At 64.2% G+C, this 22,267-nt stretch carries 21 protein-coding genes and 1 tRNA gene; 19 read left to right on the forward strand and 3 right to left on the reverse strand.

From position 1 onward, the window contains the following. The first annotated feature begins 217 nt into the window (after positions 1 to 217). The 6 genes from FKZ61_RS09730 to FKZ61_RS09755 all read left to right on the forward strand — a co-directional run bounded on the left by FKZ61_RS09730 (position 218) and on the right by FKZ61_RS09755 (position 5,281). Positions 218 to 1,123: an ABC transporter permease gene (locus FKZ61_RS09730; protein WP_211358500.1), complete on the forward strand. Its 906-nt coding sequence runs from the start codon at positions 218 to 220 to the stop codon at positions 1,121 to 1,123. Next, complete coding sequence (locus tag FKZ61_RS09735) at positions 1,120 to 2,133, forward strand: ABC transporter ATP-binding protein (protein ID WP_211358501.1); 1,014 nt, start codon at positions 1,120 to 1,122, stop codon at positions 2,131 to 2,133. The genes FKZ61_RS09730 and FKZ61_RS09735 overlap by 4 nt, the downstream gene beginning before the upstream one ends. Then, positions 2,108 to 3,139 carry an ABC transporter ATP-binding protein gene (locus tag FKZ61_RS09740; RefSeq protein WP_141609917.1) on the forward strand — a complete coding sequence of 344 codons (1,032 nt, stop codon included), beginning with the start codon at positions 2,108 to 2,110 and terminating at the stop codon, positions 3,137 to 3,139. The genes FKZ61_RS09735 and FKZ61_RS09740 overlap by 26 nt, the downstream gene beginning before the upstream one ends. 103 nt (positions 3,140 to 3,242) lie before the next feature. Further along, complete coding sequence (locus FKZ61_RS09745; protein WP_141609918.1) at positions 3,243 to 3,758, forward strand: thiamine pyrophosphate-binding protein; 516 nt, start codon at positions 3,243 to 3,245, stop codon at positions 3,756 to 3,758. A gap of 100 nt (positions 3,759 to 3,858) precedes the next feature. After that, positions 3,859 to 4,446 carry a thiamine pyrophosphate-dependent enzyme gene (locus FKZ61_RS09750; RefSeq protein ID WP_141609919.1) on the forward strand — a complete coding sequence of 196 codons (588 nt, stop codon included), beginning with the start codon at positions 3,859 to 3,861 and terminating at the stop codon, positions 4,444 to 4,446. Positions 4,447 to 4,486: 40 nt separating this feature from the next. Further along, positions 4,487 to 5,281 carry a cyclase family protein gene (locus FKZ61_RS09755; protein WP_141609920.1) on the forward strand — a complete coding sequence of 265 codons (795 nt, stop codon included), beginning with the start codon at positions 4,487 to 4,489 and terminating at the stop codon, positions 5,279 to 5,281. 123 nt (positions 5,282 to 5,404) lie between these two features. Here FKZ61_RS09755 and FKZ61_RS09760 read toward each other — a convergent pair whose 3' ends face one another. Together FKZ61_RS09760 and FKZ61_RS09765 are read right to left on the reverse strand one after the other, a co-directional pair. Continuing rightward, positions 5,405 to 7,216, reverse strand: a complete 1,812-nt coding sequence (locus FKZ61_RS09760) for an ABC transporter ATP-binding protein (RefSeq protein ID WP_141609921.1) — start codon at positions 7,214 to 7,216, stop codon at positions 5,405 to 5,407. Next, entirely contained in the window at positions 7,213 to 9,018 is a 1,806-nt protein-coding gene (locus FKZ61_RS09765) for an ABC transporter ATP-binding protein (protein ID WP_141609922.1), read from the reverse strand. The genes FKZ61_RS09760 and FKZ61_RS09765 overlap by 4 nt, the downstream gene beginning before the upstream one ends. 777 nt (positions 9,019 to 9,795) lie before the next feature. On the opposite strand from FKZ61_RS09765, the gene FKZ61_RS09770 reads away from it, so the two are divergent. Next, positions 9,796 to 10,872: an FxLYD domain-containing protein gene (locus tag FKZ61_RS09770; RefSeq protein WP_141609923.1), complete on the forward strand. Its 1,077-nt coding sequence runs from the start codon at positions 9,796 to 9,798 to the stop codon at positions 10,870 to 10,872. A gap of 144 nt (positions 10,873 to 11,016) precedes the next feature. On the opposite strand, the gene FKZ61_RS09775 is transcribed toward FKZ61_RS09770, so the two are convergent. Continuing rightward, a tRNA-Glu gene (locus FKZ61_RS09775) sits at positions 11,017 to 11,089 on the reverse strand. Between the two features lie 255 nt (positions 11,090 to 11,344). Between FKZ61_RS09775 and FKZ61_RS09780 the strand changes: the two genes are divergently transcribed. From FKZ61_RS09780 to FKZ61_RS09830, 12 genes are all read left to right on the forward strand, one after another. Further along, the gene (locus tag FKZ61_RS09780) at positions 11,345 to 12,697 is read left to right on the forward strand and encodes a nitrilase-related carbon-nitrogen hydrolase (protein WP_170199519.1); all 1,353 of its coding nucleotides are present in this window, start codon (positions 11,345 to 11,347) and stop codon (positions 12,695 to 12,697) included. 427 nt (positions 12,698 to 13,124) lie between these two features. Beyond that, positions 13,125 to 14,312: a homocitrate synthase gene (lysS, locus tag FKZ61_RS09785; RefSeq protein WP_141609925.1), complete on the forward strand. Its 1,188-nt coding sequence runs from the start codon at positions 13,125 to 13,127 to the stop codon at positions 14,310 to 14,312. Between the two features lie 11 nt (positions 14,313 to 14,323). After that, positions 14,324 to 14,947, forward strand: a complete 624-nt coding sequence (locus tag FKZ61_RS09790; protein WP_141609926.1) for an NUDIX hydrolase — start codon at positions 14,324 to 14,326, stop codon at positions 14,945 to 14,947. A 4-nt stretch (positions 14,948 to 14,951) separates the two neighbouring features. Then, positions 14,952 to 16,385: an aconitase/3-isopropylmalate dehydratase large subunit family protein gene (locus FKZ61_RS09795; protein WP_141609927.1), complete on the forward strand. Its 1,434-nt coding sequence runs from the start codon at positions 14,952 to 14,954 to the stop codon at positions 16,383 to 16,385. Positions 16,386 to 16,492: 107 nt separating this feature from the next. Beyond that, entirely contained in the window at positions 16,493 to 16,993 is a 501-nt protein-coding gene (locus tag FKZ61_RS09800; protein ID WP_141609928.1) for a LeuD/DmdB family oxidoreductase small subunit, read from the forward strand. Beyond that, positions 16,990 to 17,451, forward strand: a complete 462-nt coding sequence (locus FKZ61_RS09805; RefSeq protein WP_141609929.1) for an NUDIX domain-containing protein — start codon at positions 16,990 to 16,992, stop codon at positions 17,449 to 17,451. The genes FKZ61_RS09800 and FKZ61_RS09805 overlap by 4 nt, the downstream gene beginning before the upstream one ends. 10 nt (positions 17,452 to 17,461) lie before the next feature. Further along, positions 17,462 to 18,529 carry an isocitrate/isopropylmalate dehydrogenase family protein gene (locus tag FKZ61_RS09810; protein WP_141609930.1) on the forward strand — a complete coding sequence of 356 codons (1,068 nt, stop codon included), beginning with the start codon at positions 17,462 to 17,464 and terminating at the stop codon, positions 18,527 to 18,529. Positions 18,530 to 18,657: 128 nt separating this feature from the next. Then, positions 18,658 to 18,843 carry a lysine biosynthesis protein LysW gene (lysW, locus tag FKZ61_RS09815; RefSeq protein ID WP_141609931.1) on the forward strand — a complete coding sequence of 62 codons (186 nt, stop codon included), beginning with the start codon at positions 18,658 to 18,660 and terminating at the stop codon, positions 18,841 to 18,843. Positions 18,844 to 18,847: 4 nt separating this feature from the next. Next, complete coding sequence (lysX, locus tag FKZ61_RS09820) at positions 18,848 to 19,780, forward strand: lysine biosynthesis protein LysX (protein ID WP_141609932.1); 933 nt, start codon at positions 18,848 to 18,850, stop codon at positions 19,778 to 19,780. 204 nt (positions 19,781 to 19,984) lie between these two features. Continuing rightward, positions 19,985 to 21,040 carry an N-acetyl-gamma-glutamyl-phosphate reductase gene (gene argC, locus FKZ61_RS09825; RefSeq protein WP_141609933.1) on the forward strand — a complete coding sequence of 352 codons (1,056 nt, stop codon included), beginning with the start codon at positions 19,985 to 19,987 and terminating at the stop codon, positions 21,038 to 21,040. Positions 21,041 to 21,189: 149 nt separating this feature from the next. Beyond that, complete coding sequence (locus FKZ61_RS23935) at positions 21,190 to 21,324, forward strand: hypothetical protein (RefSeq protein WP_268251944.1); 135 nt, start codon at positions 21,190 to 21,192, stop codon at positions 21,322 to 21,324. Between the two features lie 138 nt (positions 21,325 to 21,462). Next, a complete protein-coding gene (locus tag FKZ61_RS09830) occupies positions 21,463 to 22,266 on the forward strand; it encodes a [LysW]-aminoadipate kinase (protein ID WP_141609934.1) in 804 nt (267 codons plus the stop codon). The last annotated feature ends 1 nt before the right edge of the window (position 22,267 follow it).

Here is a 22,267-nt window from a genome sequence, read left to right on the forward strand (position 1 = left end):
GCTCATGTCACTAACTCGAACTTCCGTTTCTCCTGCATCAAGCCAGTATATCTCTATCTGTGTACTTTTTGTTTCCACATATAAAGCAACTTGCTCAGGCAGAGCGGTTGTTATCTCTGATGAAATCGAAAAAGTACAAAGATAGTGCTGTACATGGTTTCTACAAGTGATAGTTGTGTCATCGTATTACTCTATATCGGATATCCAGATGATAGGTATGAATCAGTTGCTCTCAATATTGCAATATTTGCGACGTAACAAATCACTTGCTCTTGGATTAGGCATTTTGGTTTTCCTTACCTTATTTACAGTTGTGGGACTCCAGTTTATAGATCGGAAGGTAGATCCATATCCGCTAGCAGCGCCTGCAAGTATTCCTCCGACATTATCTTACTGTCCTCGCACGGAACCTGATTGCCCGAACCCAAAAGCATACCCTTTCGGGACAGATGCGCAGGGAAGGGATCTGTTTGCCGTCGCAGTTACGGGAACATGGATGACTCTTCAGATTGGCTTCCTCGCCGGTGGTATAGGCCTGGTGGTGGGAACTTTCCTGGGGTTCACCTCCGCTTTCTATGGTGGCCTTTATGACGCAGTCATTCGGCTATCTGTAGATGTGCTTTTAACAGTTCCAGGTCTTTTAGTGTTAGTAGTGATTGCCTCCTCATTGGGAGACAAAAATATCACTGTCACAGGAATGGGATTGATCATTTCGCTACTTGCTTGGCGAGGACCTGCTCGGGTGATTCGTTCGCAAGTTTTAAGTATGCGTGAACGTTCTTACGTAATGATGGCTCGTTTGAACGGCATGTCCAATATGGCCATCATTTTTAAAGAGATGATGCCGAATCTTCTACCGTATCTCGGAGCCAGTTTAGTTAGCGCTGTAACTAGTGCCATTTTCGCCTCAATGGGGTTAGCTGCGTTGGGGCTAGGCCCTTTGCGCGAGCCCACATTGGGCGTGACCATTTACTGGGTGATTAACCAGAGTGCATTTCTACGTGGGTTATGGTGGTGGGGTGCAGTTCCCATTACAATTGTTGCTTTAGTATTTGTAATGCTTTTTCTGATTTCAATCGGCCTGGATGAGCTGGCCAATCCTCGAGTGCGGAGGGCCCGGTGAGCGAGAAACCCATCCTGCGAATTAAAGATCTGGACGTCCGCTACTACACCGACGCGGGGATCGTCCGGGCCAACAACCAGATCAACCTGGAACTCAAGCCCGGCGAGCGGGTGGGCCTGGTGGGCGAATCCGGCTCCGGTAAGTCGACCTTAGCCCTGGCCATCCTGCGCATGATTAAACCGCCGGGCACCATCGCTGGCGGCGAGATCTGGCTGGACGACATCGAGTTGACCCGGCTCTCTGAAGAGCGTATGCGCCAGATTCGGGGTAAGGATATCAGCATGGTTCCCCAGGGAGCCATGAACTCCCTGAACCCGGTCATGCGCATCAAAGACCAGATCATCGACACCATGATCGACCACGACCTGGGCCTGAGCCGGGCCGAGATGGAAGAGCTGGCCATCGAGGCCCTGCGGGCTACCGAGCTGGATCCCAAAGTGGGCAACATGTATCCCCACGAGCTCAGCGGCGGCATGAAGCAGCGGGCCTGTATCGCCATCAGCGTGGCCATGAACCCCAAGGTGATCATTGCCGACGAGCCCACCAGCGCCCTGGATGTGATTACCCAGCGCCAGGTGATGGAAACCCTGGGCCGGCTACAGGAACGGCTGGGCAGCGCCATCATCCTCATCGGCCACGATATGGGCCTCATGGCCCAATTTGTGGACCGGATTGCGGTGATGTATGCCGGCTGGATGATGGAGCTGGGCAAGATCGAGGATGTCTTCACCAACCCCCTCAATCCTTACACCCAGCTCCTGATCAGCAGCCTGCCTCTCCTGGACCGCCGGGGCGAGTTCTCCGGCATCCCCGGCATTACCCCACCGCTGACCGACCTCCCGCCGGGCTGTGTCTTCAATGACCGCTGTCCCCAGGCCATGGCCGTCTGCCGGACCGCCATGCCTCCCCTGCGGGAGCATGAGCCCGAGCACCTGGCGGCCTGTTACCTGTATGAGAATGGAATCAAAGTGACCGAGGAACGTCATGACGAAGCTGTTAGAGCTCAATAACGTCACCAAAGTCTTCAAGGGTGGCACAGTCGCCCTGGACGACATCTCGTTTTCGGTGGATGCCGCGTCCCCCAGCGTGATCGCTGTGGCCGGCGAAAGCGGCAGCGGTAAATCTACCCTGGGGCTGATTACCCTGGGCTTTCTGGAGCCCACTAAGGGTACCGTCCTCTACAAAGGGCAGGATATTCACAAGCTGCGCGGGGAAGCCCAATTCGCCTTCCGTAAGGAAGTCCAGGCTATTTTCCAGGATCCCTTCGCTGTCTACAACCCCTTTTACAAGGTGGACCACCTCTTCTACGAGGCCATCAAGAATTTCAAGCTGGCCAATTCCAAGGATGAAGCCCAGCGCCTCATTGTGGAGGCCCTGGAGAGCGTAGGCCTGCGGCCCGATGAGACATTGGGCCGTTTCCCCCACCAGCTCAGCGGCGGCCAGCGCCAGCGGCTGGTAGTAGCCCGGGCCCTGCTGCTTCAGCCCCAACTGCTGGTGGCCGATGAGCCGGTCTCCATGGTGGATGCCTCCCTGCGGGCCACCATTCTGAAGAGCCTGCGCAAGCTGAACGACGAATACAAGATCACCATCCTCTACATCACCCACGACCTGACCACCGCCTACCACGTCAGCGACTACATCATGATCCTGTACAAGGGCTCGGTGATGGAGGCCGGCGATGTGGAGTCGGTGATCCGGGACCCGAAACATCCCTACACCCAGCTGCTCATCGACTCCATCCCCTGGCCGGATCTCCAGCGGACCTGGGGCCAGAAGGAGATCATCATTCCCGACGGCACGGAGGTTATCGGCAAGGGGTGTAAGTTTGCCAGCCGTTGCCCCCACGTGATGTCCATCTGCCGGGAGGCCCGGCCGCCCCTCTATTTTCCCAACGGCGAGAGCCGGGTGGCCGCCTGCTACCTGTACGAAGGCCAGCCCACCCTGTCCCGGGACGATGTGGGGGATCTCTTCGCCACGGTGGCCCACAAGCAGGCGGCGCCCGTCGCGGCGGACTGAAGGTCCTTTCCCTCTACGTAGAGCGGATTGCCAGCCCGCCGAGCCTGGCAGGTTCAAACTGACATCGGTATGGATTGACACCAGGTAGAGTGACACCCGGCTGATGACTGTTTCGCGCGAGAATTCCAAGCTGGTCTACCAGGGCATCAAAGAGGCAGGGATCCGCTTCATCACCGCGCTGCCAGAGACCTGGCTGGTCTATCTGCTGCAGATGGCGGAGGACGACCCGGAGATGACCCTGATCGAGGTGGCCCGGGAGGAGGAGGCCGTGGGCATCGCCGCGGGGGCCTACTTCGCCGGTACCCCCAACCTGATGCTGCTGCAAAACCATGGCTTCTTCGGTGCCATCAACGGCATCGTCTCCCTGGCCCTGCTCTACAGCGTGCCCCTCTGCATGTTGATTGCCCACCGGGGCCACATGGGCGAGCCCTACCCCTGGCACACCCGGGGCGGCATCCTCACGGAGCCCATCTTGCGCAGCATGGGGATCCCCTTCGACTACGCCCGCGACCCGCGACAGGTGGGCCGCCAGATCCGGGAAGCCCACACCCTCTCCCTGAGCTCCCTGTCGCCGGTGGCGCTCCTGCTGACCCGGGACCTGATGGAGGGGAGCGTGTAGTAAATCCCGGCAGAAATTCGCCGATAGGTTCCACCAGAGGTTGTTGCCGCCGAATTTCTGCCGTGGTATTTACGCCAGACTGTAGTAGGAGGAGCATGGCATGAAACGGGCTGAATGCATCCAGGCGCTCTACCCGGAGCTGGAGCAGTGCCTGGTGGTGACCATCATGGGGGCCTGCGCCCAGGAACTCTATGACCTGGGACATCGGGAGAATTTCTTCTACCTTCAGCATGCCATGGGCCTGGCTTCGTCCATCGGCCTGGGGCTGGCCCTGAACCTGCCCGAGGAGAAGGTGGTGGTCCTGGACGGCGATGGCTCGGTGCTCATGAACCTGGGCACCCTGACCACCCTGGCCCGCTACCGGCCCCGAAACCTGGTGCACATCATCTTCGACAACGGCAGCCTCCTCTCCACCGGCGGCTTCCCCTCCCACACGGCGGCCGGTCCCACGGACCTGGCGGCCATGGCCCGGGGAGCAGGCATTCCCCACGTGGCGGACGTGCGCACCCTCTACGACTTTGTGGCGGCCGCAGCCGATGCCTTCGAGCGCCAGGATCTGAGCGTGATCGTCGCCCGGGTGGAGGCTACCGGCCCTGACCACTACGGCATGGACCTGAAGCTGCCCGAGAATGCCTTCCGTTTTGAGCGTTACATCCGTTCCCGGCGTCGGCAGGCCATCTCGGCCTGAGTCTGGTGCCGGCCCACTGAACCAAAGCCAGGAGCCAGCCATGACCACACCTGCCACCCTCCTTGCCCAGCTCGTCGGCGCCCTCAACCAGGGCCAGATCCAGGTCGTCGATCTCACCCAACCCCTGGGCCCGGACACCCCCGTCATCGAGCTGCCGCCCATCTTCGCCCAGTCGCCCGGCCTGACGGTGGAGCGCATCTCCTACTACGACGACGCCGGGCCCATGTGGTACTGGAACACCATCCGCCTGGGCGAACATACCGGCACCCATTTCGACGCCCCGGCCCACTGGATCACCGGCAGGGACCTGCCCGACAACACCACCGACACCATCCCGCCCCGGCGTTTCATCGGGCCCGCCTGCGTGGTGGATGTCAGCCGGGAGGTGGCCGAAGACGAGGACTTTGTGCTGACGCCCGACCACGTCCTGGCCTGGGAGCGGGACCATGGGGTCATCCCCGCCGGTGCCTGGTTCTTGATGCGCACCGACTGGAGCAAGCGCCGGGGACGGGAAGCCTTCCTCAACGTGCGGGAGGACGGCGCCCACTCGCCGGGCTTTACTCCCGAGTGCGTCCGCTTCCTGGCCCAGGAACGGGACGTGTTGGGCGTCGGGGTGGAGACGGTGGGGACCGACGCCGGCCAGGCGGCCAACTTCGATCCCCCCTTCCCGGCCCACAACATCATGCAGGGCGCCGGCAAGTTTGGCCTGGCCAGCCTCTGCAACCTGGACCAACTGCCGCCGGTGGGCGCGGTGGTCATCGCCGCGCCCCTCAAGCTGGTCAACGGCTCGGGCAGCCCCCTGCGGGTGTTGGCCCTGGTGCCGGGCCAGGCGTAGCCGCCCGTGCCGGCCCCACTGGCCGCACCATGGGCAAGTGGGGCGTGACATTTTTCTAACTACAGAGCCCGCGGAGAACGCAGGGGGACTTCTTCCCCCGGCGCACGCCGCGGGCTCTGGCCTTCACGATGCCTCCACCTCCTGCCACAGCCGCTGCATCTCCGGGCAGCGGGCCAGGAGCTGGTCCAGGGGGCCTGTGTCCACCACGCGCCCTGCCGCCAACACCACCACCTGGTCGGCCCGACGCAGGGCCGCCCGACGGTTGGACACGGCCAGGAGGGCGCTCGGCCCCCGGACGCCATGGCGGCGGGCCAGCAGTCGCTCCCATAGTTGGGCCTCTGTCTCCATGTCCAGGCCCCTGGACAGGTCGTCCAGGATCAGCAGCTCCGGCGCCCGCACCAGCAGGCGGGCGGCCGCGGTGCGCTGGAGCTGCCCGCCGGACAGGCGTGTCCCCCGGGGACCCACCAACGTGTCCAGGCCGGCCTCCAGCCGCGGCATATCAAGCTCCAGCACCGCATCGTGAAGGGCCGTCGCCAGTTCGTCTGGTTCGGCCGGGAAACCCAGCAGGATGTTCTCCCGCAGGGTGGCGCTGAACAGGTGGGGTTCCTGGGGCACGTAGCCGCAGCGGGGCGGCGCCAGGAAGGTGGCCGGATCGGCTACCGGCTGGCCATTCCAGCGGATCGTCCCTGCCTGGCTCGGCAGGAATCCCAGCAGTGCCTGTAGCAGGGTGCTCTTACCCGCCCCCACCTGACCGCAGATAACGGTGAAAGAGCCCCGCTGCAGACGCAGGTTCACCCCATCGATGCCTTGACCGCCGGCCTGGCGGCGGCAGGTGAGGCCGATGACTTCCAGCTCCTCCAGTCGCGTCTCCAGGTCGTCCCCGACCTGTCCGGGCGCCTGGACTTCCTCCACACGCATCTCTGGCCAAAAGTCCACACCGGATGGGCGGCCCTCAGGCCTGGCCGCCACCAGGGGAACCTGGGGCGGCAGCAGCTCTTCCAGCCGTCGCTGGGAGACCTCCGCCTGTCTGGCGGCGGCCAGGAGACGCCCCAGCACACCCACCAGTTCGCCTGCGCCCGTGTTGTTCAAGGCGATGTAGCTGGCGAAGAGCGCAAAGTCGCCCACCGAAAAGCTGCCTGTGTGCATGCGATTCGCCGCGAAGAGCAGGACCATCCCCGTGGCCAGGGGAATGGCCGCCCGGTTGAGGGAGCGGGCCAGGGCATCCCAGGTGGCATCCTGGACCATGGCCCGGCGCCGCCCATGGCCTAGCCGGATGAAACGGGCCACGGCTGCCTCTTCGGCCGTGGCCACCTGCAGGGCCTGGACGCCGTTCAGGATTTCACCCAGCAGGCTGGAGACCGCGCCGGTGGCGGTGCGGGCTGTTGTGCGCACCGCCTGAAGCCGCGCGCCCAGCCGTCGCATGAGCCAGATGGACGCGACCATGGGCACCAGCGCCAGGAGCGTCAGGGGCACGTCGATGCTCAGCATCACGCCCAGGGTGAGGAGGGTGGCCGTCAGGTATCCCCCGCTGAACGGCACGATCCATGCTGGTTCGATGACGGCCTGGGTGTCCTCGTCCAGCCGGTTGAGCACTTCCCCCACGCTGAAGGGCACCTGGAGGGGGCGGGAGGCCATGATTGCCTGGAACACCCGGCGTTGGAGCAGGCTCTGCATCCGATAGTACTGATAGGCCGAACTGCCCGCGTAGCCCATCTCCACCAACTGCACGGCGATACGGTTGGCCAGAAAGAGGACCAGCAGCGTCTGGATGCTGAAGCGGGCCGGCGCGGCACCGGTCAGGGTATCGAAGAAGGCGCGGCTGATGAGCCCGAAGAGCAGGGGCAACGAGGCGTAGAGGATGGACGACAGGAAGATGCCCAGGGCCAGCCACGGCGCCGCGCGCAGCAGATGCCACGTGAGTCTCGCCAGGCTCATACCAGCACCTCCTCCAGGCCCTGGCGCAGCAGCCCCGCGAAGACCGAATCCGGCGCTTCTGCCAGCGCGGCGTAGGTGCCCTGCTCCAACACGCGGCCCTGCTCCAGGATCAGGAGCTGGTGGGCCCGGCGTATCGTCTCCAGCCGATGGGCGATGATGATCCCTGTGCGCCCCTGGAGCAGGTGATCCAGGGCCACGTCCAGCAGCCGTTCGGTGGCCGGATCCAGCCGAGAGGACGGTTCATCCAGGATGACCAGACCCGGATTCCGAAGAAAGACCCGGGCCAGGGCCAGCAGTTGGGCCTGGCCTGCGGACAGCCCACCCCCTTCGCCGCCGAGGAGGGTGTCCAGGCCGGCCGGCAGCCCGTCAAGCCAGGGGGTTAATCCCAGGCGTTCCAGGCTCTCCAGGATCTGGCGATCCTGGATGGTTTCATCGAACAGGGTGAGATTTTCCCGCACGGTGGCATGGAAGATCTGCACGTCCTGGGTGACGAAACCCACCCGCCGGCGCACTTCTGCCCTGGGCACCTGGCGCAGATCCACGCCGTCCAGGGTGATACGCCCGTGGGTCGGGTCATACAGGCGCAGGAGCAGGCGGGCCAGGGTGCTCTTGCCGCTGCCGGTGCGGCCCAGGAGCCCCAGCACCTGGCCGGCTTCCAGGGCGAAGCTGATGTCGTGGAGCGCCGGGCTGTCCCCATGGCTGGCGGATTCATCCGCAGGCAGGCTATCCGTCAGAAGAGCGCCGGGAGAGGGGTGGGCGCGATAGTCGAAGGTGACCCGCTCCCACGTCACGGCCAGGGCTTGCCCCGCCGGGAGGCTGGCCGTTCCCTCGTCGGTGTCGGCCGGGGGAATGGCCAGCAGCGCCTGGATGCGCTCGGCGCCCACCCGGGCCCGCTGAATCTCTTCCATCTGCTGGGCGATGCGGTTGAGGGGCTGGTTGATCATGGACAGGTAGTGGAGCAGAAGGTAGACCGTGCCGATGGTCAAGGTGTCCCGGTGATACAGGTAGGCGCCGACGCCCATGACGACCACCGTCCCCAGGTCGTAGAAGATTTTGGAGGCGCTCCAGCCGGCGTCGGTGATCACCTCTGCCCGGAGGGTTCTCTCCAGCAGCTCCCGTAGCCGTTGGAGGAAGCCCTGCAGGGCATAGGGGACGGCGCCGCAGCCCTGGAGGTCTCGACGGCCGTCCAGCTGCTCCCCCACGAAGCCGCTGAACTCGGCCGCAGCCTGCCGCGCCAGGCGCCAGTGGGGTAGGGCCAGGCGTTGGCCCCGGGTGTGGACGTACAGATAGGCCAGGGCAAAGCAGGCGAAGAGGAGGCCCACCCGCCATTCCGTCCAGAAGAGCAATACCAGTACGCCCGCGGCCAGCAGCAGCCCGCTCAGGATCTGCAACAACGTTTCAGAAAAAAAGGTCGCCAACAGATCCACGTCTCCATCTATCCGTTCCAGCAGTTCCCCCGGGGTGTGACGGTGGTGGAATGCCAGATCCAGGTGGAGAAGGTGGCGCAGCAGATCGGTGCGAAGGTGGTTGGTGGCGGTCCAGGCAATGTCACTGCCCAGGCGGATGAAGAGCACCGTCAGCCCTTGTTGGGCCAGGCCTGCCAGGAGAAACAGCCCGGCCGCGGCCAGAAGCTGGGCCATGGCCGCGTGGGCCTGGGCCTGGTCGATAAAATAGCGAATCAATTGAGGGGCGAAGAGTTGCAGGCCGATGGTGCTCAGCAGCAGTGAGCCCAGCGCCATGACCCGTCGCCCCTGGGGTCGCAGGTAGCGGTGGAGCAACCCCATGGATGGTGAAAACAACATGGGACCGGTGGTCTCCTTGTTTTTCTTCAGTGTCTTTCTTCTACTATGAAGAGAGCTCAAGACATGCCGCATGTGGTGAGACATGCGAGGATGTCCAGCAGGGGCATGCCCGATGGAGCCTACCGGTCGGCTCAGGAAGGACGCACCGTCTCTCCGCTGTCTCCACGCCATGCTGCAAGCGCGTCGTCAGCGGCGGGGCCAGGCGGTTGGAGCACGAAGGCCGGGCAGGCCGCAGGTGGCCTGCCTTGAAGCCAGGGCGCAATGGAAGGATGAATGCGACTCAGACCAGCGAGGGGGGGATGGTCCTGTTCGCCGGCAGCGCTCCCCAGGCATGCACGGAGTATTGCAGGGTGTCGGTTCGGGTTGCCATGGGAGCACCTCCTTTCTGCCGCGGGGCAAACGTGAATGCATGGCTGTTGAAGTGGCGGGCACTATAACATGGGCCCCATCGCCTGTCAAAACCACCCCCGCACACGTCGCGTTGCGAGGCACTCCAGATTCCTGACAAGGCAGGTAGGTGCTGCGGTTTCCATGCCGCACGAAGGGCAGTCCTGTATGGCAAGGGGACCTGCGGCTTGCAGACGCTCCTGGGTGCCGCCCTGTCCGTGCCGGGCGCAGCAAGCAGCGTCCCTACGGGGGCGTCCGATGGGCGAACGCCGACGATTTTGACCCTGCGTTGCGAAGACAGTAGCCAACTGGCCTGGAGATGTAGTACAATGGAGTCACGCCGCGTTTTGTGTGTTGTCCTGGCCTGATCCGACGAAAGGCGAGCCCGCCATGAAGCTACGACTTTTCATCGGTGGATTTTTGCTGCTCCTGTGGCTGGCAGCATGTTCACCCGTGCAAGACCGGCGCCCGGATGGAGCTCCCGCTTCCGCCCAACGCTCAGGCGACCCGCCGGCCACCCTCACCTCTGTCACGCCGGTTTCCTCTGTCCCCGTGACCGCCACAGCTACCATCACGGCCACCGCGCCGGTGACGGCCACCCTGACACCCACCGCCACAACCCCCGTGACCGGCACCGTCGCGCCGCCCACCCAGGTTCCCACGACCACCGCCACCGTCACGGTCACCGTGACCCCGACCACCACCGTGATTCCGACGCCCACGGTGACGGGAACGGTGACGGCGACGGTGACCCCGACGGCCACGCCCACCGGCATGCAGCCGCCGGATCAGACGCCGACGCCCACGGCCACCCCTTCGCCCACGCCCACGGGCGGTGCCACGCCGGTGACGCCGACCCCCACGCCCACACCCACCGGCTCGCCCACGCCGACGCCGGCGCCCTCCACCGTCTTCCTGCGCAGCCACCGCAGCTACATTCAGGGCTCCAGCCTGTATGTGGTGGGCGAAGTGATGAACGGCTCGCCTGTGCCGGTCTACAACGTCAAAGTGATCGCCACGTTTTACGACAGCGGCGGCCGTCTCATCGGTGCGCAGGAAACCATGACCTTGCTTCCGGAGACGGCACCCACCCAGGCCAATCCCTTCAAGCTCCAACTCAACACCACGCCGGCTGCAGTCAGCCGTTATGACCTGGCCCTGATCTGGGACGACATCAGTCTGCTGGAATACGATCGGGTGACGGTGATCCGGGAGGAGGTCAGCGATGAGCCCGTTCTGGAGGTCCGCGGGGAGTTGCGCAACGATCAGCCTGTGGAAGTCCGGGATTTACGTGTCGTGGTGACCTTCTACGACGCCGATCTCAACGTGTTGGATGTCTTCCCCGGCACCGTGGGTTCCACCACCCTGGCGCCCGGCGCCACCACCAGCTATACCATCACCACCGACAAGCAGAACTTCAAGTACGAGTCGTTCCTGGTTCAGACCCAGGGGGTGTTGACCCGGTAGGAGGACCTGACCTGCACCTCGGCCGACCATCACCCGATCATGGCCAAATCACACTGCCAAATCCACTGCCAAATCAAAAGGGAACGGAATCTGATCAGATCCCGTTCCCTTTTCGTTGAAATGGTCGTTGAAATGGTGTTCAGGTGCCCCCAAGGGGATTCGAACCCCTGTTGCAGGCTTGAAAGGCCTGAGTCCTAGTCCTCTAGACGATGGGGGCCCATGGATGTTGCCAGTCGCTGGGTGAGACTTCAGCCCAGGCCAGCCAGCAGATGACCAGGATGGGCAGCAGTATAACAGCCCCGGCCCAAACGGTCAAATCGGGAAGGGGGTGGCGGACATTTGGATCGGGCGAAATTGGCCGATCAATTGCATGAACCCGCCGCGCTATGGTAGACTGCAGCCGGTGGGATGCCATGCCCGGGGTAGTTGCTGGCTGCCGGGCGGCTGGATGGAGTGGACAAAGGACGTACGCGTGGACAAGTTAGTGGTTGCCTGCATCCAACAGCGGATGCGCCTGCCATGGAGCCTGGAACAATACCAGGAGGACCTGCGGCGTTTTTTGCGTGTGGCGACGGCAAAACGGGCCCGTCTGATCGTCTTCCCCGAACTGGCCGGGCTGATGGTGGCACCGCCCCTGCTGGCCGACTTCAAATCCAGCCTGCTCAAGCGGGCCGACCAGGGCCGCAGTCGCTCGGCCACCCCCTGGCAACGCCTCTCCGGCGCCGCAGCCCGCACCCTGGCCCGCCTCCTCCATGCCGATCTGCGGGCCAGCCTGGCTGCCCTGCTGGACGTCTCAGCGCCCGCCGTCTGGCAGGCCTACCAGGAGGTCTTCGCCGGCCTGGCCCGGGAGTTCGGCGTGGTGCTGGTCGCCCCCAGCGCCTATCTGCCCGATCCCCAGGATGGCGTCCTGCGCAATCTGGCTGCCGTCTTTGGCAGCAACGGCGAGCTGTTGGGCACCCAGGCCAAGGTGGTGTTGCACCCGGATGACGTGGATATGGCCCAGGCCGGCCAGAGCTGGAACGTGATCCCCACGGAGGTAGGCCAGCTGGGCCTGATCCTGGGGAGCGATGTGTTATACCCCGAAGTGGGCCGCCTCCTGGCCTACCAGGGCGCCGAGATCCTGGCTGTGCTGGCTGCCTGTCCCGAGCCTGCCCTCTACAACAAGATTCGCACGGGTATCCTGGCCCGCATGCAGGACAACCAGCTCTTCGCCGTGGCCAGCTTTCTGGTGGGACACAATGAGATCGGCCGCACCGGGAAGTCCTTCGTGGGCAAGTCGGCCATCTTCGCCCCCCAGGAGCTCACCCCCCGGCTGAATGGGGTGCTGGTGGAGATGGGCAACTATCGCAGCGAAGGCGTCCTGACCGCCGAATGGGACTTCCCCGCTCTGAGGGCGCTGTGGGAATCGTCCGACACGCCGGTGAGACGGCAGTTGCCCCTGGGCCAGACGGGCAAAATCCTGGCCCAGCTCTATGGCCGCCTGCAAGGCCTGCCCAACGTGATGGAGCCCGCCACCTTGCGGACTCTGGAAGTCAACGAAACGCCCACTTTGCCGGCCAGCGCCGGCAGTGAAGAGGTCCATTCCCTGGACGACCTGCCCGTGATCAGCTCCATCACCAGCCGCTGGCCACCTCCCTCCACCGCATCGCCGCGGCGAGGATCTCAGGCCGAAACGACTGACGACCCCTTGCCGGATGACCCTTTGCCGGTGGAAGAGGTGGAGGATGGCAGCTGGGTCCTGCCCCCTTCGCCTGCCGCCTCAACATCGCCGCCTCCGCCGGTGAGCTCGGAAGATGAAACCGACGAAATGGACGCGCTGTCCTGAAGGGCTCCCATGCTGCGCCCGAACGCCCAGATGCACCCGTGGTGGCGACAGCCGCCGCTGGATGCAAATCGGCTTACAATGGGCCGGCGACTGGGCAGCCTCGACTGACAACTGGCGCCCGCGTAATTTGACAGCAGGGCGACAAATGAATATGATTTTTCCTGTTTTGAACTGAGCCACTGTCCAGCCTGAAACTTGAATCCAATGTTGAATTATCCGTTCTGCGCCGTAGACGCGAAGGCTGCTGCTGAAATCGCCATCGCCAGCCAGACGATCAACAACCAGACGATCAACAAGAAGAGCAAGAAGTCGAGCCCGGACTAAGGTCTGGATATCCGTGCTTGCTCTGTTCGCGGAGAGATAGCAACCGGCCATCCAGACGGAAGGCCGGTTTTTTTATTGAGCGTATGCCGAAGGGAGCCATGCCATGAGTCTCGAAAATTTTGCCATCATCGAATCCACCCTGCGTGAGGGCGAGCAATTTGCCAACGCCTTTTTCACCAGCGATCAGAAGGTGGAAATCGCCCGCCTGTTGGACGCGTTCGGCGTCGAGTACCTGGAGCTGACCTCGCCGGCCGCCAGCCCCCAGAGCCGCAAGGACTGTGAGCGGATCGCCCGCCTGGGGCTGAAGGCCAAGATCCTGACCCATGTGCGCTGCCACATGGACGACGCCCGCATGGCGGTGGACACCGGCGTGGATGGCATCGATGTGGTCTTCGGCACCAGCAGCTATCTCCGCGAGTTCTCCCATGGCAAGGACATCCCCTACATCATCGATTCGGCCATCCAGGTCATCGAGTTTGTCAAGAGCCAGGGGCTGGAGGTGCGTTTCAGCTCCGAGGACAGCTTCCGCAGCGATCTGGTGGATCTCCTCACCATCTACCGGGCCGTGGACAAGATCGGCGTGAACCGGGTGGGCATCGCCGATACCGTGGGCATCGCCACGCCCCGGCAGGTCTACGACCTGGTGCGGACCCTGCGGGGCGTGGTCCACTGCGACATCGAGTTCCACGGCCACAACGACACCGGCTGTGCCATCGCCAACGCCTACTGCGCGCTGGAGGCCGGCGCCACCCATGTGGATACCTCGGTGCTGGGCATCGGCGAGCGCAACGGCATCACCCCCCTGGGCGGCCTCATCGCCCGGCTGTACGCCTACAACCCCGAGCTCATCCGTCGCCGCTACAACCTCCCCCTCCTGCGGGAAGTGGAAAACCTGGTGGCCAACCTGGTCAATGTGGACGTGCCCTTCAACAACTACATCACCGGCTTCACCGCCTTCACCCACAAAGCCGGCATCCACGCCAAGGCCATCCTCAACAACCCCAGCACCTACGAGATCCTGGATCCGGCCGACTTCGGCCTCACCCGCTACATCCACGTGGCCCATCGCCTCACCGGCTGGAACGCCATCAAGCAGCGGGCCGAGCAGCTACAGCTCAACCTCACCGACGACGAGATCAAGAAGATCACCGCCCAGATCAAGGCCCTGGCCGACCAGAAGCAGCTGAGCCTGGACGACGTGGACGTATTGCTGCGCAACTACCACAGCGCCAACGTGGACGCGGAGGCAGAGACCGGCCTGACCCCTTCCGACGTGGTGGCCGCCGACTGAGGGAGAATCACATGCCAGGCCCCAACTTGCCCGCAGATCCAGGCCCTCCGGCAGCGGCGGACATCCCTCCCCCGGACGATCCCCGTCCCTGGCAGACCCTCTCCACCCGTCAGGCCTTCCGCAACCGCTGGGTTGGCGTGGCGCTGGACCAGGTTCACCTGCCCACGGGAGCGGTCTACGAGTACACCCGCCTGGAACCGGCCGGGGTGGGCGTGGGCGTGGTCGGCTTCAATGCCGCGGGCCAGGTGCTCCTGGAGCGGGAATACCGCCACGGCGTGGGCCAGGTGATCTGGCAACTGCCCGGCGGCCTGGCTTCCCCCGAGGAAGACCTCCAGGCCGCGGGCCTGCGGGAGCTGCTGGAAGAGACGGGCTATGCGCCGCGGGCAGTCACCGGGGAGACGGTGCGCTATCTGGGTGCGGTCTGGGACAACCCGGCCCTGGGCCCCGGCCAGAGCCACCTCTTCGCTGCCTGGGATCTGGTGCCGGTGGATCGCCCCCGGCGGGACCCGGCCGAGTTGGTGACCCTCCACTGGCGTTCTCCTGGCTGGCTACAGGAAGCGGTGCGTCGGGGGGAGATTCAGGACCGGGTGGTGGTGGCTGCAGTCGCCTATTGCATGCTCAACGGATGGATTTGAAACCATGAGTGAATCCCATTTGCAACCATCCAATTCACAGCCGCAGACCTTCGCCCAAAAGGCCCTGGCTCGGGCCGCGGGCCTGCCGGCGGTAGAAATTGGCCAGGTGGTGGATGCCCGGCCAGACGTGGTGCTCAGCCACGACAACACCGCAGCCATCCGCCGCATCTGGCTTCAGTTTGGCCAGGAACGGGTGGTGATCCCGGAGCGCCTGGCCATCACCCTGGACCACGCGGTACCGGCGCCCACCACCCGCCACGCCCAGAATCACGCCGAGGTCCGCCAGTTCGTGGCGGAACAAGGGATCCGGCACTTCTGGGAGGTGGGCCGGGGCATCTGTCACCAGGTCCTCAGCGAGGAGGCCATCGTGCTGCCCGGCCAGCTCATCCTGGGCGCCGATTCCCACACCACCCACTTCGGCTGGATGGGGGCTTTCGGCGCGGGCATCGGCCGCAGTGAAGTGGCCGTGCTCTGGGCCACGGGTGAACTCTGGCTGCGGGTGCCCGAGTCCATGCGGGTGGTGCTGGAGGGGGAGCTCCCCCTGGGCGTCACGGCCAAAGATTTCGCCCTGCGCCTGATCGGCGACCTGGGCGCCGACGGGGGGCTGTATCTCTCCATCGAGTTTGCCGGCGACGGCATCCAGCGCCTCTCCCTGGCCTCGCGCATGGTCCTGGCCAACATGATGGCCGAGTTCGGCGCCAAGACGGCCTACGTCCCGCCGGATGAGAAGACGTACCGATATTTGGCGGAGCGGTTGATGAAAAGAAAGATTCAAGATGCAAGATTGGGCGGGAATGTTGAAGTGACCCCAGCACAGGATCTCGGGGCGAGCGGTCAGCCCTCCATACCCAATCTTCAATCTTTCATCTTCGATCTTCAATCTTCCGCCCTCTTTCCGGATCCGGGCGCCGAGTATGTGGCCACCCACGTCTACCGGGCCGAGGAGCTGGAGCCCTACGTGGCCTGTCCCCACTCGGTGGACAACGTGGTGCCCCTCTCCCAGATCGCGGGCACGCCCGTGCAGCAGGCCTTTTTGGGCACCTGTACCAACGGCCGCCTGGAGGACATCGCCGCCGCCGCGGCGGTGGTCCGGGGCAGGCGGGTGGCCCGGGGGACCCGCTTCATCGTCATCCCGGCGTCCAGCCAGGTGTTGCAGGCGGCCATGGAACGGGGCTATATCCAGACGCTGGTGGAGGCCGGCGCGGTGATCGGCGTCCCCGGCTGTGGGCCATGCATGGGCAACCACATGGGCATCCCCGCGCCCAACGAGGTCACCATCTCCAGCGCCAACCGCAACTTCCGGGGGCGCATGGGCACGCCGGAGGCGGAGATCTACCTGGCCAGCCCCGCGGTGGTAGCCGCCTCGGCCGTGGCCGGCGTCATCGCCGATCCCAGGGAGGTTCAGGGAGAAGGGGTCAAAGTTGAAGATGAAGATTAACGATTAAAGATTGGGGCCTGGACCATTCAGGGTACAAGTGATCCCCACAACGTACCCGACCCAATCTTCAATCTTCAATTTTTAATCTTCCACATTTGGGAGCAACCATGCACATCAGCGGCAGAGTCTGGAAATACGGCGACAATGTCAATACGGATGTCATTTTCCCGGGGAAGTACACCTACACGGTGACCGACCGGACCGAGATCGCCCGCCATGCGCTGGAGGATCTGGATCCAGATTTTGCGAAGAAGGTGCAACCGGGTGACATTATCGTGGCCGGTCGCAACTGGGGCTGCGGATCCAGCCGGGAACAGGCCGCCACCTGTCTGGTCTACAACGGGGTGGCCGCAGTCATCGCGGAGAGCTTCGGCCGCATTTTTTACCGGAATGCGCTCAACAACGGCCTGCTGGCCATCGCCTGCCCGGCCGCGGCCCGGGCCATCCAGCCCGGCGAGACGGTGGAGATAGACCTCAGCCGCCACGTGATCCGCTGTGGCGCCGGCGAATTTGCCTTCCCGCCCCTCAGCCCCACCATCATGGGGATCGTGGCGGCCGGCGGCCTGGTTCCCTATGTGCAGCGGAAGCTGGCGGCCGCCGCACCATGAACTGGCTGTTGAGCTGGGCCTACCGCCTCTACGCACTACAGTGGCGGGTGACCCGGCCGATTACCCTGGGGGTGCGCATTCTGTTGATCCAGGAGCAGCAGGTGCTCCTGGTGCGCCATACCTATCAGGCGGAGTGGCACTTTCCGGGGGGAGGATTGAAGCGAGGCGAGACGGTGGCCGAGGCCGTGCGCCGGGAGGCACGGGAAGAGGTGGGCGCCCACCTGTTGGAGCCGCCCCAGCTTCTGGGCCTCTACACGGCCTATCACTCGGGGAAGAGCGACCACATCGCCACCTTCGTCTGTCACGATTTCGTGCTCCACACGCCCACGGACCGCTGGGAGATCCATCAGTGTCGGCCATTCCCCCTGGATGCCCTGCCGGCGGACCTTTCGGCGGGGAGCGCCCGGCGGATCCGGGATTATTTGCAAGGAAACTGGCCGTATGCCGGCCGATGGTGAGGGAGGAAGGATGAACCTGCAGAAGGAAGATGCCCCGGACAGACGGCGGTATCGGATCGCCCTGATCCCCGGCGACGGGATCGGCGGGGAAGTGGTCCCCGCGGCACGCCAGGTGTTGGAGAGCCTGGGCCTGGACCTGACGTTTGTGGAGCTGGCCGCCGGCTGGGAGACCTTCCAGCGGGAGGGGACGGCCCTGCCGGCGGAGACCCTGGCGGCCCTGGAGCGCTGTCACGGCGCGCTCTTCGGCGCGGTCAGCTCCCCCAGCCATCGGGTGGAGGGCTACACCAGCCCCATCATTGCCCTGCGCCGCCACCTGGACCTGTATGCCAACCTGCGGCCGGTGGTGTCGGCGCCGGTGCCGGGCAGCCAGCCGGACGTGGACCTGCTGATCGTGCGGGAGAACACGGAATGCCTCTACGTCAAGCAGGAGCAGCTGGAGGATGACGGGGAGACCGCGGTGGCCCGCCGGGTCATCACCCGCCGGGCCTCAGCCAGGATTGCCCGGGTGGCCTTCGAGCGGGCCCGGGCCAGGCAGGCCGCGTCTGCCCGCCCCGGGCGCTCGCCCCGGGTCACGGTGGTCCACAAGGCCAACGTCCTTCCCCTGACCGACGGCCTTTTCCGGGAGACGGCCCTGGCCGTGGCCGCGGATTACCCCGATGTGGCGGTGGAGGAGCAGATCGTGGACTCCATGGCCTACCGGCTCATCCGGGAGCCCCAGCGCTATGACGTGATCCTGGCGCCCAACCTGTACGGTGACATCCTGAGCGATGCCGCCGCCGCGCTGGTGGGCGGGCTGGGGCTGGTGGCCAGCGCCAACGTAGGGGATCGTTTTGTGGTGGCGGAGCCGGTCCACGGCAGCGCGCCGGACATCGCCGGCCAGGGCATCGCCAACCCGGTGGCCACCGTGCGGGCGGCTGCCCTGCTGCTGGCGGCCCTGGGCGAGCCCGAGGCAGCCGGCCGGATAGAACGGGCAGTGGGCCGGGTGTTGGCCGATGGGATCTGGACGCCGGACCTGGGCGGCACTGCCCGCACCGGGCAGGTCACCCGGGCCATCATCCAGGCCCTGCAGTCATCGTAGTTTGAGTCGTGCACCATGCCGACGGGAAGTCGGCATCCGCCGATGCCGGGCCAGAGCGTGCTCTGCGTCTCTGCAGTGTTCTTGCAGTAGAGTTATTTATCACGAATCACAAAAAGAGGAGCTAACCCATGTCATTGCAAACCGTCTCCGGCACTGCCGAGTGCCCTGAATGTTTTGCGGAGATCGAGCTGGTGGATGTGATGGAGAACGAGATCACCCAGTGCCCCGAGTGTGGCGCGGATCTGGAGGTGGTCAGCATCGATCCGTTACAACTGGAACTGGCCCCGGAAGAAGAAGAGGACTGGGGAGAATAACGCCATGAAAGTGGGCATCCTGTACAGCCGCGTGCGCGTCGAAGAAAAACTACTCTTCGAGGCGTTTCAAAAACGTGGCGTGGAGTTCGACCTGCTGGACGACCGGGAGCTGATCTTCGAGATTACACCGGGGCATCAGTTTGCCGACCAGTATACCCAGTATGACCTGATCGTGGAGCGGTGCATCAACCACAGCCGGGCCCTCTACAGCCTGCGCATCCTCAACGACCGGGGCATTCCCACGGTCAACACCGCCCAGGTGGCCGACATCTGCGGCAACAAGCTGCAGACCACCAGCGCCCTGACCGCGGCCGGCGTCCCCTCCCCCCGTACCCTCATCGCCTACACCTGCGAGAGCGCGCTGCAGGCCATCGAGACCCTGGGCTATCCCGTGGTGCTCAAACCCGCGGTGGGCTCCTGGGGGCGTTTGCTGAGCAAGATCAACGACCGGGAAGCGGCCGAGGCTGTCCTGGAGCACAAGGAGATCCTGGGCACCTATCATCACAGCATCTTCTACATCCAGGAGTACATCAACAAACCCATGCGGGACATCCGCGCCTTCGTGGTGGGGGACGAGACCATCTGCGCCATCTACCGCAACTCCCAGCACTGGATCACCAACACGGCCCGGGGCGGCCAGTCCAGCAATTGCCCGGTGACGCCTGAGCTCAACGACCTGTGCGTGCGTGCGGCCCGGGCTGTGGGCGGCGGCATCGTGGCCATCGACGTCCTGGAGGACCCGGACCGGGGCCTGCTGGTCAACGAAGTCAACTACACCATGGAATTTCGCAATAGCATCGCGCCCACCGGGGTGGATATCCCAGGGCGGATGGTGGACTTCTGCCTGCGGGTCGCCCGGGATGGCTGGGCCAAAGCCAACGGCTGGGACAACGGTGAGCCGGTCTATCACTCGGTCTCCCTCACCGGCGAGGATTGAGGGCCGGCAGGGCATCCACCAGGGGCGTCTGGCCGAGTGGCTCCCCTGGGACAGGAGTAAAGGGTGGGGCACCGCTTGCCCGGCCGCCTTCTGATCGCGGCGGGCAGGCTTTGCCCCTGCCTGGCCACCTTGACCCAAAAACCGGAGGGGCCAGCCTGCGCGGGCGTCCCCTTCAAGCGTTGACATCGAGAATCCAGAACAATCATGGTTGACAAACTTCGTGTATCCATCGTCGGTGGATCTGGCTATGTGGGAGGGGAGCTGTTGCGCCTGTTGCTGGACCATCCCTTCGTGACCGTGCAGCAGGTGACCAGTGAACGCAACGCCGGGCGGTATGTCCATTTCACCCATCCCAATCTGCGGGGACGCACCCGGCTGCAGTTCGTCAGTGTGGCGGAGCTGGAGCCGTGTGACCTGCTGTTTGTGGGCTTGCCCCATGGCGCGACCATGGAGCGCATTGACCACTTCGCCAGCCTGGCGGAGCGCATCATCGACCTGAGCGCAGACTTTCGCCTGCGGGATCCGGTTTTGTATGAGCGTTGGTATGGCAAACCCCACGCCAACCCGGCCTGGCTGGAGCGGTTCGTTTACGGCCTGCCCGAGCTACATCGGGAGGAGATTGCAGCGGCCCGCTACGTCAGCGGCGTGGGCTGCAACGCCACGGCCACCAACCTGGCCATCCTGCCCCTCTTCGCCCACAACCTGGTGGACCCGGCCCGGGGGGTGATCTGTGAGGTCAAGGTGGGAAGCAGCGAGGGCGGGAACAGCGCCAGCGACGCCACCCACCATCCCGAGCGGGCCGGCGTCATGCGGAGTTTCGCCCCCACCGGCCACCGCCATACCGCGGAGATTCTCCAGGCCATCCGTCGGGTGGGAGGGGAGACAACCGTCCACCTGAGTGCGACGGCCGTGGACAACGTGCGGGGGGTGCTGGCCACAGCCCACCTCTTCGCCCAGGACGGCGTGGAAGAGAAGGATCTCTGGCGGGCCTACCGTCGCAGCTATCAGAACGAGCCGTTCATCCGCCTGGTAAAGGAGAAGACCGGCATCTACCGCTATCCCGAGCCCAAGATCCTGGCCGGCAGCAACTATGCGGACGTGGGCTTCGACTACGATCCCGATACGGGGCGCATCGTGGCCCTCTGTGCCATCGACAACCTGATGAAGGGCGCGGCCGGCAGCGCGGTCCAGGCCATGAACCTGATGCTGGGCTGGGAGGAGACCACCGGGCTGACCTTCCCGGGGTTGCATCCGGTTTAAAGGGGAATGGTGTTTTTGCGGTGGGCTGCGTTGCAATGCGGTGCAGCCCATCACAAAAACGCATGATTTCCCTCTGGGGGTGAGGGGGAAGGGCTACAAGTTGCATTTCTGGCCTGGGATGCCGATAATGGGGCGGGAGGATATCGGCCATGGAGAATCCAAGCTACCGGCGGCAGGCGCCCCTGGTGGTCACCGAAAAAATGCGCCGGGAAATTGCCGGTGCGGTGGCGGAGATCGACCTGGGGCAGATGGAAATCTTTCGGCGAATGACACCAGCAGCGTAGGTCACGTTTCCATACGTGACCGTCGGTCCGGTATGGAAACCGGACCGACGAAATCATGCGCGCCATTTCGTAAGGCAATCGGTATTAGAGGCCAGCAGATTCCACCTTTCTCAGAATCTGAATCGGAGTATTGTATCCATGATTGTCATCAAAGTCGGCGGGGGCAAGGATCTCAACGTGGATGCCATTGTGGCCGATGTGGTCCAGCTCCTGGGTGAAGGGCAGGAGCTCCTTCTGGTCCATGGCGGCGCCGAGACCACCAACGAAGTGGCAGAGGCCCTGGGCCACCCGCCCCAGTTTGTTACCAGCGAGAGCGGCTTTGTCAGCCGCCGCACCGACCGCCGTACCCTGGAAATCTTCGAGATGGTCTACTGTGGCCAGCTCAACAAAATGTGGGTGGAAAAATTTCAGCGGCTGGGTGTGAACGCGGTGGGCCTCAGCGGTCTGGACGGCCGCATCTTCGAGGGCACCCGCAAAGACACCCTGCGGGTGCGCATCAACGGCCGGCGCCTGGTCCTGCGGGATGATTGGACCGGCACGGTGGAGCGGATTAACACTGGGCTGCTGCGCCTGCTGCTGGACAACGGCTACTTCCCCATCCTGACGCCGCCCGGCGCTTCTGACCAGGGCGAGGCCATCAACGTGGACGGCGACCGGGCCGCGGCCATGGTCGCGGCTGCCTTCAACGCCGAGGCGTTGGTCATCCTCTCCAATGTGCCCGGTCTGTTGCGCAACTTCCCGGACGAATCCAGCCTCATCCCCAGCATCCCCCGGGCCAGGGCCGGCGAGTTCATGCAATTTGCCGAGGGACGGATGAAGAAAAAGGTGATGGGCGCGGTGGAAGCCATCGAGGCCGGCGTCCAGAAGGTGATCTTCGCCGATGGCCGTGTCGACCGTCCCGTCAGTGCGGCTCTGGCCGGCGGCGGCACCCACATCTCATAAA

Source organism: Litorilinea aerophila (assembly GCF_006569185.2).
Classification (GTDB): domain Bacteria; phylum Chloroflexota; class Anaerolineae; order Caldilineales; family Caldilineaceae; genus Litorilinea; species Litorilinea aerophila.